The 16979-nt window shown below is 71.4% G+C and carries 20 protein-coding genes; 16 read left to right on the top strand and 4 right to left on the bottom strand.

Annotation, left to right across the window (positions count from 1 at the left end):
• Nucleotides 1-96 precede the first annotated feature (96 nt).
• A complete protein-coding gene (locus tag ACNAW0_RS15445) occupies nucleotides 97-669 on the top strand; it encodes a hypothetical protein (RefSeq protein WP_416288548.1) in 573 nt (190 codons plus the stop codon).
• A 34-nt stretch (nucleotides 670-703) separates the two neighbouring features.
• Here ACNAW0_RS15445 and ACNAW0_RS15440 read toward each other — a convergent pair whose 3' ends face one another.
• Nucleotides 704-1792: an RNA-guided endonuclease InsQ/TnpB family protein gene (locus ACNAW0_RS15440; protein WP_416288547.1), complete on the bottom strand. Its 1089-nt coding sequence runs from the start codon at nucleotides 1790-1792 to the stop codon at nucleotides 704-706.
• Between the two features lie 13 nt (nucleotides 1793-1805).
• On the opposite strand from ACNAW0_RS15440, the gene ACNAW0_RS15435 reads away from it, so the two are divergent.
• On the top strand, nucleotides 1806-1943 hold the full coding sequence (locus ACNAW0_RS15435) for an Arc family DNA-binding protein (protein ID WP_416288563.1): 138 nt from the start codon (nucleotides 1806-1808) through the stop codon (nucleotides 1941-1943).
• Nucleotides 1944-2044: 101 nt separating this feature from the next.
• Here the strand turns inward: ACNAW0_RS15435 and ACNAW0_RS15430 are convergent, their stop codons facing one another.
• The gene (locus ACNAW0_RS15430; RefSeq protein ID WP_416288546.1) at nucleotides 2045-2341 is read right to left on the bottom strand and encodes a ferredoxin; all 297 of its coding nucleotides are present in this window, start codon (nucleotides 2339-2341) and stop codon (nucleotides 2045-2047) included.
• Nucleotides 2342-2519: 178 nt separating this feature from the next.
• Between ACNAW0_RS15430 and arc the strand changes: the two genes are divergently transcribed.
• The 6 genes from arc to prcA all read left to right on the top strand — a co-directional run bounded on the left by arc (nucleotide 2520) and on the right by prcA (nucleotide 8318).
• Nucleotides 2520-4301 carry a proteasome ATPase gene (gene arc, locus ACNAW0_RS15425; RefSeq protein ID WP_416288545.1) on the top strand — a complete coding sequence of 594 codons (1782 nt, stop codon included), beginning with the start codon at nucleotides 2520-2522 and terminating at the stop codon, nucleotides 4299-4301.
• A 178-nt stretch (nucleotides 4302-4479) separates the two neighbouring features.
• Complete coding sequence (dop, locus tag ACNAW0_RS15420) at nucleotides 4480-5997, top strand: depupylase/deamidase Dop (RefSeq protein WP_416288544.1); 1518 nt, start codon at nucleotides 4480-4482, stop codon at nucleotides 5995-5997.
• A gap of 105 nt (nucleotides 5998-6102) precedes the next feature.
• The gene (locus tag ACNAW0_RS15415) at nucleotides 6103-6309 is read left to right on the top strand and encodes a ubiquitin-like protein Pup (RefSeq protein ID WP_416288543.1); all 207 of its coding nucleotides are present in this window, start codon (nucleotides 6103-6105) and stop codon (nucleotides 6307-6309) included.
• A gap of 6 nt (nucleotides 6310-6315) precedes the next feature.
• Nucleotides 6316-6660 (top strand): endonuclease domain-containing protein, encoded by a 345-nt coding sequence (locus ACNAW0_RS15410; RefSeq protein WP_416288542.1) that lies wholly within the window; start codon nucleotides 6316-6318, stop codon nucleotides 6658-6660.
• Nucleotides 6579-7418: a proteasome subunit beta gene (gene prcB, locus ACNAW0_RS15405; RefSeq protein WP_416288541.1), complete on the top strand. Its 840-nt coding sequence runs from the start codon at nucleotides 6579-6581 to the stop codon at nucleotides 7416-7418. The genes ACNAW0_RS15410 and prcB overlap by 82 nt, the downstream gene beginning before the upstream one ends.
• 66 nt (nucleotides 7419-7484) lie before the next feature.
• On the top strand, nucleotides 7485-8318 hold the full coding sequence (gene prcA / locus ACNAW0_RS15400; protein ID WP_416288540.1) for a proteasome subunit alpha: 834 nt from the start codon (nucleotides 7485-7487) through the stop codon (nucleotides 8316-8318).
• A gap of 111 nt (nucleotides 8319-8429) precedes the next feature.
• Here prcA and rfbB read toward each other — a convergent pair whose 3' ends face one another.
• Entirely contained in the window at nucleotides 8430-9407 is a 978-nt protein-coding gene (gene rfbB, locus ACNAW0_RS15395) for a dTDP-glucose 4,6-dehydratase (RefSeq protein ID WP_416288539.1), read from the bottom strand.
• Between the two features lie 128 nt (nucleotides 9408-9535).
• Between rfbB and pafA the strand changes: the two genes are divergently transcribed.
• The 3 genes from pafA (at nucleotide 9536) to ACNAW0_RS15380 (ending at nucleotide 11925) form a co-directional block, all read left to right on the top strand.
• A complete protein-coding gene (gene pafA, locus ACNAW0_RS15390; protein ID WP_416288538.1) occupies nucleotides 9536-10894 on the top strand; it encodes a Pup--protein ligase in 1359 nt (452 codons plus the stop codon).
• A gap of 66 nt (nucleotides 10895-10960) precedes the next feature.
• Complete coding sequence (locus ACNAW0_RS15385) at nucleotides 10961-11155, top strand: hypothetical protein (protein WP_416288537.1); 195 nt, start codon at nucleotides 10961-10963, stop codon at nucleotides 11153-11155.
• Between the two features lie 221 nt (nucleotides 11156-11376).
• Nucleotides 11377-11925, top strand: coding sequence for a carboxymuconolactone decarboxylase family protein (locus ACNAW0_RS15380; protein ID WP_416288536.1), 549 nt, complete (start codon nucleotides 11377-11379; stop codon nucleotides 11923-11925).
• Between the two features lie 34 nt (nucleotides 11926-11959).
• Here ACNAW0_RS15380 and ACNAW0_RS15375 read toward each other — a convergent pair whose 3' ends face one another.
• Complete coding sequence (locus ACNAW0_RS15375) at nucleotides 11960-13045, bottom strand: DUF3866 family protein (protein WP_416288535.1); 1086 nt, start codon at nucleotides 13043-13045, stop codon at nucleotides 11960-11962.
• Between the two features lie 131 nt (nucleotides 13046-13176).
• Here ACNAW0_RS15375 and ACNAW0_RS15370 point away from each other — a divergent pair, with 131 nt between their 5' ends.
• The 5 genes from ACNAW0_RS15370 to tatC all read left to right on the top strand — a co-directional run bounded on the left by ACNAW0_RS15370 (nucleotide 13177) and on the right by tatC (nucleotide 16905).
• A complete protein-coding gene (locus ACNAW0_RS15370) occupies nucleotides 13177-14175 on the top strand; it encodes a helix-turn-helix transcriptional regulator (protein WP_416288534.1) in 999 nt (332 codons plus the stop codon).
• Nucleotides 14172-15179, top strand: a complete 1008-nt coding sequence (locus tag ACNAW0_RS15365) for a helix-turn-helix transcriptional regulator (RefSeq protein ID WP_416288533.1) — start codon at nucleotides 14172-14174, stop codon at nucleotides 15177-15179. The genes ACNAW0_RS15370 and ACNAW0_RS15365 overlap by 4 nt, the downstream gene beginning before the upstream one ends.
• A gap of 10 nt (nucleotides 15180-15189) precedes the next feature.
• Nucleotides 15190-15438 (top strand): hypothetical protein, encoded by a 249-nt coding sequence (locus ACNAW0_RS15360; RefSeq protein ID WP_416288532.1) that lies wholly within the window; start codon nucleotides 15190-15192, stop codon nucleotides 15436-15438.
• A 217-nt stretch (nucleotides 15439-15655) separates the two neighbouring features.
• On the top strand, nucleotides 15656-15955 hold the full coding sequence (gene tatA, locus ACNAW0_RS15355) for a Sec-independent protein translocase subunit TatA (RefSeq protein WP_416288531.1): 300 nt from the start codon (nucleotides 15656-15658) through the stop codon (nucleotides 15953-15955).
• A 17-nt stretch (nucleotides 15956-15972) separates the two neighbouring features.
• Nucleotides 15973-16905 (top strand): twin-arginine translocase subunit TatC, encoded by a 933-nt coding sequence (gene tatC, locus ACNAW0_RS15350; RefSeq protein ID WP_416288530.1) that lies wholly within the window; start codon nucleotides 15973-15975, stop codon nucleotides 16903-16905.
• The last annotated feature ends 74 nt before the right edge of the window (nucleotides 16906-16979 follow it).

Here is a 16979-nt window from a genome sequence, read left to right as displayed (position 1 = left end):
CACCGGAACGGGTGGAGACGGTGGCATGAGCGAGTGGATCAACAGGCTCAGCGCGTTGGTGCCTCATGCCGTCGCCGACCGGAGGGAGGCGGCGGCATGAGCCGGCCCGGCTACGGCAACGGCGACCTGCCCGCGGTCTTCCCGGACTGGTCGCCCTACGCCGACCTGGAGTCGGCCGCCCGGGCGTACCTGCGCGACCCGGACATCGCCCTGGAGGCCCTCGGCGGGGTGCTGCGCGGTGCCTCCGTGCTCGGCTTCACGCTGGAACGTTTCGTCAACGAGGTCAACGGCGTGTGGCAGGAGGTCGTCGTCTGCGACGGCAGCCGGCTGATCCTCTGGCACGGCGAGGACGTGCCGCCGGGGGAGGGGCCGCCCGGCTCGATGACCTCGTCGCTGCGGGTGGTGCCGGTCTCCACGGTCACCGAGGTCGGCTGCCGGCGGCGGCTCACCCGCTCGGACACCGGCGAGATCCGGGTCGACAGCATCGACGTCTACCTGCTGCTCAGCTCCCTGGACGAGGCGCCGCCCGGTGACGAGATGGCCGGCGCGCCCCGGCACGACGCGCTGCGTTTCGGCAAGACCCTCGACGACGGGGGAGCCGGGCAGATCGCCCGGCTGGAGGAGTTCGCGCGCCTGGTCGCCTCGGTCGTCGGCCGTCCCCTGCTTTGACTGCTCCCCCTCGTGAACGAGGGGGATTCCTGGCTCAGGCCGCCTCCTGGAGCAGCGCTCCAGGAGGTCTTACGCCCTCAACACCAGCCGGGGCCAGACCAGCCCGGATCAGCATTACGCGGGCGGAGTTCTTGTCTCTGGGGGAGACCATGCCGCACGCGGTGCAGGTGTAGGTACGTTCGGAAAGAGGAAGTGCGTGCTTGGTTCTCGCTCCGCACGACGCGCAATCCATCGTGGTGTATGCGGGGTGGACCGGGCGGATGTCCCGCCCGTGCTTGCGGGCCATCTCGATCAGGGCCTGCTTGGCGGCGCCGATGGCAGCGTCGGCGGCTTTGCGAGCCATCGTGGACTTGGCCAGGAACTTCGGCTTGAAGTTCTCTACGGCGAGGGCGTCGTGGTCGGTCACGACCCGTTTGGCCCACTTGCGGGCGGTGCCCTGCCGCTGCCGGCCGACCTGCTTGTGCACCCTGGCGGCTTGCCGCCGCGCCGTGCGGTAGCCCTTGGAAGGCGGCTGCCCCTTCTTGGGTTTGCGGCGAGCCATCATCCGCTGGTAGCGAGACAGCTTCTCCGCGGCCTTCTTCCCGTGCTCGGGGTGGGGCAGGTCGTGGTCGTCGCTGGTGGTGGTCGCGATCTCCGCCACACCCCAGTCGATGCCGATCACCGCGCCCGCCTGCGACAGCGGCTGCACCTGGGCGGGAACGACGAACGAGCAGCACCAGTGGCCGAGGCTGTCTCGGTATACGCGCACACTCGACGGCTCGGCCGGCAGCTCCCGGGACCACACCGCCGTCAACGCGACGTCCCCGGCCAGATGCAGGCGGCCGTCCTTCAACCGGAAGCCGCGCCGGGTGTAGTTCAGCGTCGGAGCAGCCTCGTGCTTCTTCCTGAACCGGGGCATCCCCGCCCGCTGCTTGATCGGCAGCCGCGCCTTGATGTCCGCCATGGCCTTGACGCGCGACGTCGCGAAATCGCGGATCGTCTGCTGTTGAGGCACCGAAGCGCCGTCGCGCAGCCAGGCATGCTCGGCGCGCCATCCGGTCAGCTGCTTGTCGAGCCAGGCCAGGCCGCACGGCTGCTTGGCCTGATGGGCGGCGCGGGACGCGGCAACGCACTGGTTCCACACCCACCGGCAGCGCATCACGCTCAGACTGCCCGCCGACCTTCACGCATGGCTGGTCGCTCAGGCCAAGTCCGCCCGCAGATCACTCAACTCAGAGATCCTCTACCGACTGGAGGGCGAGCGCGGCGCCGCCCCCGATTCCTCCCCGACCTAAAGACACCTAAAGACCGGGGCATCCTCGGGAGTTCCTGGGTGAAACGCGGCGCGGGCCGGGGATGTTCGTCCCCGGCCCGCGCCGAACATCCCGTTCCGGGATCAATCCTCCTCGGCGTCCGGCCCGGCCACCTCGACGCCGTCGCTGCCGCGCACCACGTGGATGCACTCGCCCGGGCACTCCTTCGCCGAGTCGATCACCTCGAGCCGCAGGTGCTCCGGCACGTCGACGCGGGCGCCCGCGTCCAGCCGCAGCTCGCCGTCGGGGCCCTTGACGTACGCCAGGCCGTCGACGTCGAACTCGAAGACCTCGGGCGCGTACTGCACGCACAGCCCGTCGCCCGTGCAGAGATCCTGATCCACCCAGACCTGAAGCTGGTCCGTCGCGACCTCCGCCACCGGTGCACCCCCCATGTTCTCCCGTACCACGGTCCGACGGTACCCGAACGCCGGTACCCGCCCGGCGACCAGCCCTTGGCGATCAAGCTTCGGTGACGGGCGCGTTGCGCGGGACCGAATCCGGCTCATTGCGGCTAGTGTTAGCTCAGAACGTTCAAGCCCCCCGGGGAGGTGGGACGTGGCACGCAGCGACGACGCGGACTCGCGCGCCGCACGGTGGGAGAAGGAGGCCCACGATCTCTCCACGCAGGTTGCGTTCCTGCAAGAGGAACTCGCCCTGGTGCGGCGCAAGTTGACCGAAAGCCCCCGACACGTCCGGCAGCTCGAGGAGCGGCTGGCGGCCACCCAGGCACAGTTGGCGCGGCTGACCGAGAACAACGAACGGCTCGTGAGCACCCTCAAGGAGGCTCGCGCGCAGATCGTGACGCTCAAGGAGGAGATCGACCGTCTCGCCCAGCCGCCGAGTGGCTACGGCGTCTTCCTGGCTAAGCACGACGACGGCACGGTGGACGTCTTCACCGGCGGGCGCAAGCTGCGGGTCGCCGTCTCGCCCTCGCTGGACGTCAACGATCTGCGGCGTGGCCAGGAGGTCCTGCTCAACGACGCGCTCAACATCGTCGACGCCTTCGGCTACGAGCGCGTCGGTGAGGTCGTGATGCTCAAGGAGGTGCTCGCCGGGCCCGGCGACGCCCCGGGCGACCGGGCGCTGGTGGTCTCCCACTCCGACGAGGAGCGGATCGTGCACCTGGCCGAGACCCTGATCGGCACGCCGATAAGGGCCGGCGACTCGCTCATGATCGAGCCCCGCTCGGCGTATGCGTACGAGCGGATCCCGAAGAGCGAGGTCGAGGAGCTCGTGCTGGAGGAGGTGCCCGACGTCGACTACGAGGACATCGGTGGCCTCCAGGCGCAGATCGAGCAGATCCGCGACGCGGTGGAGCTGCCGTTCCTGCACGCCGACCTGTTCCGCGAGCACCAGCTCCGGCCGCCGAAGGGCATCCTGCTCTACGGCCCGCCCGGCTGCGGTAAGACGCTGATCGCCAAGGCGGTGGCCAACTCGCTGGCCAAGAAGATCGCCGAGCGACGCGGCGAGGAGAAGCACACCAGCTACTTCCTCAACATCAAGGGCCCCGAGCTGCTCAACAAGTACGTCGGCGAGACCGAGCGGCACATCCGGCTGATCTTCCAGCGGGCGCGGGAGAAGGCCGGCGAGGGCACCCCGGTGATCGTGTTCTTCGACGAGATGGACTCCGTCTTCCGCACCCGCGGGTCCGGCGTCTCCTCGGACGTGGAGAACACCATCGTCCCGCAGCTGCTCAGCGAGATCGACGGCGTCGAGGGCCTGGAGAACGTCATCGTCATCGGCGCCTCCAACCGGGAGGACATGATCGACCCGGCGATCCTGCGCCCTGGCCGGCTCGACGTCAAGATCAAGATCGAGCGGCCGGACGCCGAGGCGGCCAAGGACATCTTCTCCAAGTACATCCTCTCCGGCCTGCCGCTGCACGCCGACGACCTGGCCGAGCACGGCGGCGACCCGCTGGCCACGGTCGCGGCGATGATCGACGCGGTCGTGCTGCGGATGTACTCGGAGACCGAGGAGAACCGCTTCCTCGAGGTCACCTACGCCAACGGCGACAAGGAAGTCCTCTACTTCAAGGACTTCAACTCCGGCGCGATGATCCAGAACATCGTCGACCGGGGCAAGAAGATGGCCATCAAGGAGTTCCTCACCTCCGGGCGCAAGGGGCTGCGGCTGCAGCACCTCCTCGACGCGTGCGTCGACGAGTTCCGCGAGAACGAGGACCTGCCCAACACCACCAACCCGGACGACTGGGCGCGCATCTCCGGCAAGAAGGGCGAGCGGATCGTCTACATCCGCACGCTCGTCTCCGGGGGCAAGGGCGCGGAGGCCGGCAGGTCGATCGAGACCGCCAGCAACACCGGCCAGTACCTGTAGTCCGACGGCACGACGGAGGCCCGCGACGCACCGCGTCGCGGGCCTCCGCATGTCCCCGTCCGACCCCGGCGTGTCCGCCACACCGTACGCCGCGAGGCGGCCACGCCCTTTTCGTGCGAGACGCCGACTACGCTCGACATGACGGGGGGACCGGGACGGCGAGCGGAGCGGCAGGTCGATGAGCGTCAGACGGATCATGGGCACCGAGGTCGAGTACGGCATCTCCGTGCCCGGCCAGGCCGGGGCCAACCCGATGGTCACCTCCTCGCAGGTGGTCAACGCCTACGGGGCGCGCCCGGAACTCAACCGGGGCGGCCGGGCCCGCTGGGACTATGAAGAGGAGTCGCCGCTGCGCGACGCCCGCGGCTTCACCTACTCCGGGGCGGCCTACGACCCGGCCGAGGCGCTCGCCGACGAGGACCTGGGGCTGGCCAACGTCATTCTCACCAACGGGGCCCGGCTCTACGTCGACCACGCCCACCCGGAGTACTCCACCCCCGAGGTGACCAACCCCCTCGACCTGGTGCGCTGGGACAAGGCGGGCGAGCGGGTGATGGCCGAGGCGGCCAAGCGGGCCGCCACCATCCCGGGCACCCATCCCATCCACCTCTACAAGAACAACACCGACAACAAGGGCGCCAGCTACGGTGCCCACGAGAACTACCTGATGCGGCGCCAGACCCCGTTCGCCGACATCGTGGCGTACCTGACGCCGTTCTTCGTCACCCGCCAGGTGGTGTGTGGCGCCGGCCGGGTCGGCATCGGCCAGGACGGCGGCCAGAGCGGCTTCCAGATCTCCCAGCGGGCGGACTTCTTCGAGGTCGAGGTGGGGCTGGAGACCACCCTGAAGCGGCCGATCATCAACACCCGCGACGAGCCGCACGCGGACGCCGACAAGTACCGCCGGCTGCACGTCATCATCGGCGACGCCAACCTGTCGGAGATCTCCACGTATCTCAAGGTCGGCACCACCGCGCTGATCCTCACCATGATCGAGGAGAAGGCGCTCGGCCCCGACCTCGGCATCGCCGACCCGGTCAGCGAGCTGCGCGCGGTCAGCCACGACCCGTCGCTCAAGTACCTGATGCGGCTGCGGGACGGCCGGAAGCTGACCGCGCTGGACGTGCAGTGGGCGTACCTGGAGCGGGCGCGGTCCTTCGTGGACGACCGGTACGGCGACGACGTCGACGAGCAGACCGCCGACGTGCTCGACCGCTGGGAGAGCGTGCTCGACCGGCTCGGCCGGGACGCGTTCCTCTGCGCCGACGAGCTTGACTGGGTGGCCAAGCTGCGGCTGCTGGAGGGCTACCGGGAGCGGGAGCAGCTCGGCTGGGGCGCGCACAAGCTCCAGCTGGTCGACCTGCAGTACTCCGACGTCCGGCTGGAGAAGGGCCTCTACCACCGGCTGGTCTCGCGCGGGGCGATGAAGACCCTGCTCGGCGAGGAGGAGACGCGCACCGCGATGACCGAGCCGCCGGAGGACACCCGGGCCTACTTCCGCGGTCGCTGCCTGGGCAAGTACGCCTCGGAGGTGGTCGCGGCGAGCTGGGACTCGGTCATCTTCGACGTGGGCCGGGAGTCGCTGGTCCGGGTGCCGATGATGGAACCCGAGCGGGGCACGCGTAAGCACGTCGGGGAGCTGTTCGACCGGTGCGAGAGCGCCAAGGACCTGTTGGAGACGCTGACCGGCGGCTGAGCCGTATACCGGAAGGCCCGTCCCGTGCCGGAACCCGGCGCGCGGCGGGCTTTTCGTCGTCCGCGCGAGGTAGGTTGATCGCAGGCGATCGTGGAGGAGGCAACGATGGCGACCCAAGAAGGCGGCCAGACCCAGCACGGCAAGACGCACGAAGAGGTCGAGGAGGTCACCGCGCAGGCCAACCCCGAGGTTGCCGAGCGGCACGCCGAGATCACCGAGGACGTCGACGACCTGCTCGACGAGATCGACTCCGTCCTCGAGGAAAATGCAGAAGAGTTCGTGAGAGGATACGTCCAGAAAGGCGGAGAATAGGCCTAAATGTCCGATCCGTCTAGCGGGTCGGACAAGCGGTGCCCCAGGGGGAGCGGCTGCTGCCCGTCACTGAGTTCCAGGAGCTCCTCGCCGAGCAGGGCGGCGTCTGCGCGGTTCTGCGGCGACCCCGATCCGGAACATGTGGACCACGATCATCGCACCGGATGCGTGCGCGGGATACTCTGCTTCAACTGTAATGGTGGTCTTGGCCAGTTCCGGGACAGTCCCGTGAGGCTGGCCAGGGCTATCACGTACCTGAGAGGAACCACGTGGCAGCGGGTTTTGATCCATCCGGGCGTCTACCAGATGTGTTCACCAACGCGGGGACGTCCTCCTTCACAGCGTTCCTGAGCAAGGTGGCCCCCGAGATGCTGCCCGGCCGGCGGCCGCTGCCGCCCGGCATGGCCGCCGACCTGGCGCCGCACGCGACGACCATCGTGGCCATCTCAGCCGCCGGTGGCGTGGTGATGGCCGGCGACCGGCGCGCCACCATGGGCAACCTGATCGCCCAGCGGGACATCGAGAAGGTGCACCCGGCCGACGCGTACTCGCTGGTCGGCATCGCGGGCACCGCGGGCATCGGCATCGAGCTGATTCGACTGTTCCAGGTGGAGCTGGAGCACTACGAGAAGATCGAGGGCGCGATGCTCTCGCTCGACGGCAAGGCCAACCGGCTGGCGTCGATGATCCGGGGCAACCTGGGCGCGGCCATGCAGGGCCTCGCCGTGATCCCGCTCTTCGCCGGCTTCGACCTGGCGGCCGGCGACCCGGCGCGGGCCGGCCGGATCTTCAGCTTCGACGTGACCGGCGGCCCGTACGAGGAGACCGGCTACGACGCGATCGGGTCCGGCTCGCTGTTCGCGAAGTCGGCGCTGAAGAAGCGGTTCCGCGCGGGCCTGCCGATCGACGACGCGGTGCGGTTCGCCGTCGAGGCGCTCTACGACGCGGCCGACGACGACACCGCCACCGGCGGCCCGGATCTCATCCGCCGGATCTACCCGGTGGTGATGACGGCGACGGCGGAGGGCACCCACCGGCTCACCGACGCCGAGACGGCAGCGATCGCGGAGAGCGTCGTGGCCGGCCGGATGGAGAACCCGGGCGGCTGAGCCGGCGCGCCCATCCTCACCTGATCCAGCAGTCCCGCAGCACAGCGCCGAAGGAGAACCGCCGCCGTGGCCATGCAGTTCTACGCCTCGCCCGAGCAGATCATGCGCGACCGCTCCGAGCTGGCCCGCAAGGGCATCGCCCGGGGCCGCAGCGCGGTGGTCCTGAGCTATGAGGGCGGGGTGCTCTTCGTCGCGGAAAACCTGTCCAGCACCCTGCACAAGGTCAGTGAGATCTACGACCGGATCGGTTTCGCCGCGGTGGGCCGGTACAACGAGTTCGAGAACCTGCGCCGCGCCGGGGTGCGGATGGCCGACCTGAACGGCCTGAGCTACGACCGCCGGGACGTGACCGGTCTGGCCCTGGCCAACGCGTACGCGCAGACGCTGGGTGCCATCTTCACCGAGCAGTCGAAGCCGTTCGAGGTGGAGATCTGCGTGGCGGAGGTGGGCGCGACGCCGGACGACGACTCGCTCTACCGGGTGACGTACGACGGTTCGGTCAACGACGAGCCGGGCCGGATGGCGATGGGCGGCCAGGCCGAGGCGATCACCGGGGTGTTGAAGAACGAGCATCGGCCGGACATGTCGCTGTCGGAGGCGATCCGGGCGGCGGTCAAGGCGCTGGGCAGCGTTGGCGGGGAGGGCGGGGCGGCCCGCAACATCGCCGCCAACCAGATGGAGGTGGCGGTCCTGGACCGGCGCAGGATCGGGCGGACGTTCCGGCGGGTGACCGGGGCAACGCTGACCGCGCTGCTGGAGGGCGACACGAGCGCGGACACCGCGCCCTCGCCGGGGCGGGCGCAGACGCCGACGGTGCCCACCGAGGAGGCGAAGAAGCCGATCACGTCGGCCGGCTCGGCGGATCTGGAGGGCCAGCAGGGCGAGCAGTCCGCGGAGTGACGGACCGGGTCGGCGCCCGCCGGCCCGAACCTCCACACCGGTCGAGTCCTGAGCGGCGCCGGGCGGGCACCGCCCCGAACGCCTGCACAGGTTAGGCCGCGCCGGGCACGGTCAGCGGTGCGGCTTGAGTGGCTGCCACCAGGCGCGGTTGTCGCGGTACCACTCGACGGTGGCGGCGAGCCCCTTGTCGAGGTCGACGGCGGGAGTCCAGCCCAGTTCGCGGCGGGTGGTGGTGCAGTCCAGCGAGTACCGCCGGTCGTGGCCCTTGCGGTCGGCGACCGGCCGGACCCGGTCCCAGCCGGCGCCGCAGGCGGCCAGCAGCCGGTCGGTCAGCTCGCGGTTGGTCAGTTCGGCGGCGCCGCCCAGGTGGTAGACGCCGCCGGCCCGACCGTGGGCCTGGGCGAGCGCGATGCCGTGGCAGTGGTCGTCGACGTGCAGCCACTCCCGGACGTTGCCGCCGTCGCCGTACAGCGGCACGTCGTGTCCGTCGAGCAGGTTGGTGACGAACAGCGGCACGATCTTCTCGGGATACTGGTACGGACCGTAGGTGTTGGCGCCCCGGGTGACGACGACGTCGAGGCCGTGGGTGCGGTGGTAGGCGAGGGCGAGCAGGTCGCCGGCGGCCTTGCTGGCCGAGTACGGGGAGCTGGGGTCCAGGGGCGCCCGTTCGGTCCACGAGCCGGTGGCGATGGAGCCGTACACCTCGTCTGTGGAGACCTGCACGTAACGGCGGACGCCGTGCCGCAGGGCGGCGTCGAGCAGGATCTGGGTGCCGACCACGTTGGTGGTGACGAAGTCGGCGGCTTCGGTGATGGAGCGGTCCACGTGCGACTCGGCGGCGAGGTGCACCACGACGTCGTGGCCGGGGACGGTGGCGTCGACCAGGGCGACGTCGCGGATGTCGCCGCGCACGATCCGCAGCCGGGGGTCGGCGCGGACCGGGTCGAGGGCGCCCTCGGTGGCTGCGTACGTGAAAGCGTCGAGCACCGTGACGGCGTCCACCGGCAGGTCCGGCTCGGCGCCGGTGAGCAGTCGCCGGACGTACGCCGATCCGATGAAGCCGGCGCCGCCGGTGACCAGGATCCTCACGGTGGCCGACCGTACCGAATGCGGGATGTGTGGGCGGTGGGATGCCCTGGACGGTCGGCGAAGGGCGCCGCCGAGACGGCTGGGTTGAGCGGTGCCCATCTGGGGCTCCGGGCGGCTAATGTCACATCATGGAGCGGCGAATCTTCGGCCTCGAGACCGAGTACGGCGTCACCTGCACCTATCGCGGGCAGCGCCGGCTGTCCCCCGACGAGGTCGCGCGGTACCTGTTCCGGCGGGTGGTGTCGTGGGGTCGGTCGAGCAACGTGTTCCTGCGCAACGGGGCCCGCCTCTACCTGGACGTGGGCTCGCACCCGGAGTACGCGACGCCGGAGTGCGACTCGGTGACCGATCTGGTGGCGCACGACCGGGCGGGGGAGCGGATCCTGGAGGGGCTGCTCGTCGACGCGGAGAAGCGGCTGCACGACGAGGGCATCGCGGGTGAGATCTACCTGTTCAAGAACAACACCGACTCGGCCGGCAACTCGTACGGCTGCCACGAGAACTATCTGGTGTCCCGGCACGGGGAGTTCGGCCGGCTCGCCGACGTGCTGATCCCGTTCCTGGTCACCCGGCAGCTGATCTGCGGCGCGGGCAAGGTGCTGCAGACGCCGCGTGGGGCGGTCTACTGCCTGTCGCAGCGGGCCGAGCACATCTGGGAGGGCGTCTCCTCGGCGACCACCCGGAGCCGGCCGATCATCAACACCCGGGACGAGCCGCACGCCGACGCCGAGCGGTACCGGCGGCTGCACGTGATCGTCGGCGACTCGAACATGAACGAGGTCACCACGCTGCTGAAGGTCGGCACCGCGGACATCGTGCTGCGGATGATCGAGGCCGGGGTGGTGATGCGGGACCTGTCGCTGGAGAACCCGATCCGGGCGATCCGCGAGGTGTCGCACGACATCACCGGCCGGCGCAAGGTGCGGCTGGCCTCGGGCAAGGAGATCAGCGCGCTGGAGATCCAGCAGGAGTACCTGGCCAAGGCGACGGAATTCGTCGAGCGGCGCGGCGGTGACCAGACCGCGAAGCGGGTGGTGGAGCTCTGGGGCCGGGTGCTGCGGGCGGTGGAGACCGGTGACCTGGACCCGGTGGCCCGGGAGATCGACTGGGTGACGAAGCTGCGCCTGATCGAGCGGTACCAGCGCAAGCACGACCTGCCGCTGTCGCATCCCCGGGTGGCGCAGATGGACCTGGCGTACCACGACCTGCGGCGCGGGCGGGGCCTGTACGGGCTGCTGGAGCGGCGCGGGGAGGTGGACCGGGTGGCGACGGACCCGGAGATCTTCGAGGCCAAGGAGACCCCACCGCAGACCACCCGAGCGCGGCTGCGGGGCGAGTTCATCCGGCACGCGCAGGAGAAGCGGCGGGACTTCACGGTCGACTGGGTGCACCTGAAGCTGAACGACCAGGCGCAGCGGACGGTGCTGTGCAAGGACCCGTTCCGGGCGTACGACGAGCGGGTGGAGCGGCTGATCGCGAGCATGTGAGCAGCGGGTCCGGGCGGCCGGTGCTGGGGACACCGGCCGCCGGCGTACGGGTACGCTGGCGGCGCGATGAACACTTCCGAACCCTCCGGCCGCGACAGCGGCACCGAGAAGCTCAACTGGATCGACCGGCGCCGGGAGAAGATCCGCGCCGAGATCGAGCGGAACCGCCGCGGCGAGCACAAGGTGCCGACCTGGGTGCTGGCGGCGATCCTGATCATCATCGTGGGCGCCTGGCTGGCGTTGATCTTCCTCGCCGGCTGATCCGGGTCGCCGAGCAGGACGTCGAGGGCGCCTCGCGGCCGTGGTGCGCCGGCAGCGCCGGGCGGGATCGGCATCGCGGACCGCGTAGTCCGGAAGGCGTGGGCCGACTGGTGCTGCGGAATGCGCAATCCGGAAGTTGCGGCCCTGGTCGAGTGCCTGGCAGGTTGCTGGATGGACGCTGATGCCGCTGGTCGGGCCGGCGGGCAGGGGAGGGTGGCGGTTTGGCACACATCGATCTTGGTTTGGACGAGAAGCTTTACCCGGGCATCAGAGGGCCCATGCAGTTCCGTCCCGAGACCTCGAAGCCGCTCAACGCGCTCGCCGAGCAACTGCTGCGCGCCCCGCACCCGACACTGACGCCAGGGGAGCGGGAGCTCATCGCGGCCTACGTGTCCGGCCTGAACGACTGCACCTATTGCTGTTCGTCGCATTCGGCGTTCGCCGCCGCGCAGCTGCCGACCGGGATGCCGCTGGTGGAGCAGGTGCGCCGCGACGTGGCCACCGCGCCGGTCAGCGGAAAGCTGCGGGCGCTGCTGCGGATCGCCGCCGCGGTGCAGCGCAGCGGACGGGAGGTCACCATCGACCTGGTCGACGCGGCCCGCGCGGAGGGCGCCACCGACCTGGAGATCCACGACACGGTGCTGATCGCCGCCGCGTTCTGCATGTTCAACCGGTACGTCGACGGCCTGGGTACCTGGGCGCCGCAGGACCCGGAGGCGTACGCGCGGTCCGCCGAGCACATCGTGGCGCACGGCTACGGGGCGAGCTGAGCACCGACCTGCCGCCGGCCGGGGCGGGCGGCGCTCAGCCGAGCAGTCCGGCAGCGTGGCGGCCGGCGGCGGCCGCGGCGAGGAAGTAGGCGTGATCGGCGTCGAGGCCGCGCCCCATCGTCGACAGTCCCACCGGGCTGGCCCGCAGCGCCGCGTCGAGCCCGTCGGTGGCCACGGTGACGATCCGGTGCCGCTCCGCGAGCGGGGCCAGCGCCGTGGCCACCTCGGCCGCCAGGGCCGGGTCCAGGCCGTCCGGCACGACCAGCTCCGCGGCGGCGAGTGCCACCCGCCCGTACGCGGTGAGGCTGTGGTGGGAGACGCCGCGGTGCCGGGGGCGCGGGTCGGCGTCGGAGATGCGCAGCGAGCCGACGGCCCGCCCGCCGAGGGTGGCGATGGCGTTGACCGCCTCGCCGACCGCCACGCCTGAGAAGCCCCAGCGGGTGCCGGTGCCGAGGTTGCCGGGGCCCTGGGCGACGATCACGACATCGGCGCGGAGCACGTGCCGGGCGGTGAGCAGGCCGCTGTGCAGGGTGCTCGCCTCCAGGTCGCCGCCGAACGCCTGCCCGACGCTGACCGTGCCGACGAGGTGGCCGGCGAGCCCGGCGAGGGTGCGGGAGAACCAGGCCGGCAGCGCGCCGCCGTCGGTGAGCAGGTACGCCACCCGGGCGGCGGGGGCGTCGGCGCGTACGCCGGCGAGGATCGCCGGCAGGGCGGAGTGCAGGTCGGCGGTGACCACCGGCATCCCGTCGAGGCTCTCCGCGGCGGCCAGCAGGGCGTGGTGCGGGGAAGCCTCCTCGTCGACGCCGAGCATGATCGGCTGCAGCGGGGTGTAGCGGGCCTTGACCAGGTGGCCGGCGTCGCGGCTGTCGGCGGCCTGCGGCGGGTCGGCGGGGAGCCGGTCGGGCAGGGCGACCACCAGCGCGTACCCGCCGGTGCCGAGGCCCATCAGCAGGGCGCCGGCGTTGAGCAGCACCCGGTCGCCGGGTTCCGGGTCGCCGACCAGCGCCGGGTAGGCCAGCGCACGCATCCGGCCGCCGTCGGGCAGGTCGACGTCGAGTTCCGTCGCGCCGGCCCATCGTCGCCGTACCGCCGTGACCGTGCCGGACCGCCATCGCACCATGCCGGGCACGGTATCGGCCGGCGGCGGGGCGGGGCACGGCCGGGTGGTCCGGCAGGCGGCTCCGGCGGGCCTGCGCGCGGCGCGCCCGCGCGGGTGCGCGCCCACGGCGCGAGGGCTGCTAGCGTTCACACGTGTCGCGGAGCCGTACCGAACGCCTGGTCAACCTGGTGATCTGCCTGCTGTCCACGCGACGGTTCCTCACCGCCGCGCAGATCGCCGCGACCGTGCCCGGATACGAGCACGATCCGGAGGACGCCAAGGACCACGAGGCGTTCCAGCGCAAGTTCGAGCGGGACAAGGCCGAGCTGCGGGAGCTCGGGGTGCCGTTGGAGACCGGGACGGCAAGCGTCTTCGACGCCGAGCCCGGCTACCGGATCGCCCCCCGGGAGTACGCCCTGCCCGACATCCCGCTCGAACCCGACGAGGCGGCCGCCGTGGGCATCGCGGCGCGGCTGTGGCAGCACGCCGGCCTGGCCGCCGCCGCCTCGTCCGGGCTGGCGAAGCTGCGCGCCGCCGGCATCGACGTGGACCCGCAGGCCACCCTGGGGCTGGAGCCGATGGTGACGGTCGACGCGGCGTTCGCCCCGCTGACCGCCGCGGCCCGCGACCGGCGGGAGGTCAACTTCGACTACCGGGTGCCGGACCGGGACGCCCCGACCCGCCGGCGTCTGCAGCCGTGGGGCGTGGTCTGCTGGCGCGGCCGGTGGTACGTGGTCGGCCACGACCTGGACCGCGCGGCGACCCGCTGCTTCCGGCTCTCCCGCGTGGTGGGCGCGGTCCGGGTGACCGGTGGCCCCGGGGCGTACGAGCCGCCCGCCGGGGTGGATCTGATCAGTCACGTGGCCCGCTGGTCCGGGCCGGTGGAACGGACCGGCCGGGCGACGGTGCTGGTGGCTGCGGGGCGGGCCGCCGGGCTGCGCCGCTGGGCGGCGGAGAGCAGCTCCGGGCCGGACGGCGACCGCCTGGTCCTGCCGTACGCCGACGCGGACTTCCTGGCCGGCCAGATCGTCGGGTACGGCCCGGATGTGCGGGTGCTGGAGCCGCCGGAGGTGCGGGAGGCGGTCATCCAGCGGTTGAAGGAGATCGCCGCCCGGCACGACGAGCTGGCGGTGGCCGGGGGTGCCCGGTGACCCGGCCGGCGGCCCGCGGTGGCCGTGCCTCGGCGGACCGGCTCGCCCGGCTGCTCAACCTGGTGCCCTACCTGCTGGCTCGCCCCGGCATCGAGATCGCCGAGGCGGCGCGGGACCTGGGGGTGACCGAGCGGCAGCTCCGCGAGGACCTGGAGCTGCTCTGGGTGTGCGGGCTGCCCGGCTACGGCCCGGGTGACCTGATCGACATGGCGTTCGACGGTGACCGGGTCACCATCACCTACGACGCCGGGATCGACCGGCCGTTGCGGCTCACCCCGGACGAGGCGCTCGCCCTGTTGGTGGCGCTGCGGATGCTCGCCGAGACGCCGGGGGTGGCCAACCGGGAGGCCGTGGAACGCGCCCTCGCCAAGATCGAGAGCGCGGCCGGGGACCTGGCCGGCGCCCCGGTGGAGGTCCGGCTGCCCGGCGACACCGCCCGGGTACGCGAGCTGCGGGCCGCCGTGGAGCGGGGCCGGGCGCTGCGGATCACCTACTACACCGCTGCCCGGGACGAAACCACCGAGCGGACCATCGACCCGCTGCGGATGCTGATGGTCGGCGGCCGGGCGTACGTGGAGGCGTGGTGCCGCCGCGCCGAGGCGGTCCGTCTGTTCCGGGCCGACCGGGTCGACGCGGTCACCGAGCTGGCGGAGCGGGCGGTGGTGCCGCCGCAGGCCCGCCCGCACGACCTCAGCGACGGGGTGTTCCGCCCGTCGCCGGATCTGCCGCTGATCACCCTGCGGATCGGCCGGGGCGAGCGGTGGATCACCGAGTACTACCCGTGCGAGCGGGTGGAGGCCGACGGTGAGCAGTGGCTGGTGTCGCTGCGGGTGACCGACCTCGGGTGGGCGCGACGGTTCGTGCTCGGGCTTGGCCCGGACGTTGCCGTGGTCGCCCCGGCCGAGCTGGCCGAGCAGGTCCGCGCCCAGGCGGTCGCCGCGCTCGACGCGTACGCGACGCCGGTGGAGCGCGCCGACCCGGCGGTGGCCGGTCCCACCCAGTAGGCTGACCGCCGTGGTCACGTGGATCGTTCTCGGGGTCGTGCTGTTCGCACTGGTCGTGCTGGCCCTCGCGGTCCGGTTGGTGCTGGTTCGGTTGCCCCGGCTGCGCCGGGCGGCGGTGGCCCTGCAGCGTCGGCAGGTCGAGGCGGAGGCGCTGCGACCCGCCGCGGAGGCACTGCAGCAGCGCGCCGGCGCGCTGCAGGAGCGGGCGGCCGTCACGCAGGAACGGTTGGCGTTGATCAAGGCCAGGCGGGCGAAGTGATCGACGCCGGTCGGTCGAGCACGCGGTAGCCGCGCGTTCGTCGACGGTTTCGGGCATGATCGCGCTGTCGTGGATGGTTGACGGGATGCTCCGGGTTGGTCGAGACTTCACCGGCCAGGCCCGCACTAGCAGGCCCGGAGGGGTGGCAACCCACTGCGACGCACGTACGATGGGTTCGGACCACCCCTGACCGACACTTGAGCGACTGGAGCTTCCCATGGGTGCCCTCAAGCCGTGGCACATCGCAGTACTCGTGGTCGTGCTGATCCTGCTCTTCGGCGCGAAGCGGCTCCCCGACGCGGCCCGTTCGCTGGGCCGCTCGCTGCGGATCATCAAGGCCGAGACCAAGAGCCTGCACGATGACGACGACCGTGACCTGGCCGAGAAGGCCGACGCGCAGGCGGGTTACCAGCCGCTGCCGCCGAACACGGCCCAGCAGCAGTACGCGCCGCAGCAGCCACCGCAGCAGCAGTACGCCCCGCCGGTTGACCCGGTGCAGCGCGTCCGCGACAACTGACCGGAGGGCCCACCACCGTGGCCTTCGCCTTGAAGAAGCGCGGCCCGAGCGACTTCGAGCGGGCCTCCGACGGCTCAATGACGCTCATGGAGCACATCCGTGAGCTGCGGAACCGGCTGTTCCGCGCGTCGTTGGCGATCGTCGGCGGCCTGATCGCCGGATTCTGGCTCGCTCAGCCGGCATTTGACCTCCTCCAGAAGCCGTACTGCCGAATCCCCGCGGCGATTGTCAACGGCGAGTGCCAGAAGTTCCTCCAGCTGTCGCCGGCGGACGGTTTCATTCTGAAGCTGAAACTGGCGCTGTGGATCGGTCTCATCGTCGGGGCGCCGGTCTGGCTCTACCAGCTCTGGGCCTTCATCGCCCCGGGTCTGCACCGGAGCGAGCGCAAGTGGGCCTACGTCTTCGTGTCGATCGCCGCGCCGCTGTTCGCGGCCGGGGCGGTGCTGGCCTACTTCGTGGTGGACAAGGGCCTCGGGTTCCTGATGGACGCCGGGGTGAGCGGGCTGTCCAGCCAGCTGGAGGTGACGCGGTACATCTCGTTCGTCACGAACATGATCCTGCTGTTCGGGGTGGCGTTCGAGTTCCCGCTGATCCTGCTCATGCTCAACTTCACCGGGATCGCGACCGGCCGTCGTCTGCTGAGCTGGTGGCGTGTGGTGATCTTCGTGGCGTTCGCGTTCGCCGCGCTCGCCACGCCGGACCCGGGCCCGTTCGGCATGACGCTGCTGGCCAGCGCGCTCTGTCTGCTCTACTTCGTCGCGGTCGGGGTGGCCTTCATCAACGACAAGCGGCGCGGGCGGGGCCGGGAGCTGTACGCGGGCGTCGCCGACGACGAGGTGTCGCCGCTGGACCTGTCCTCCGAGCCGGTGGAGGCCGGCGGGCGCGTCGAGGCGCCCGAGCCGATCGAGGCGCCGGCACCGATCGAACGCCGCTACGACGACATGACCTGATCCGGGTCGCTCGGAGCAGCACGCGGAACGCCGTCCCCAGCAGGGGGCGGCGTTCCGCGTATCGGGACCGGGCA

The sequence above is a fragment of the Micromonospora sp. SL1-18 genome (assembly GCF_047921505.1).
Classification (GTDB): domain Bacteria; phylum Actinomycetota; class Actinomycetes; order Mycobacteriales; family Micromonosporaceae; genus Micromonospora.
This window is presented reverse-complemented; position numbering and strand designations above follow the sequence as displayed.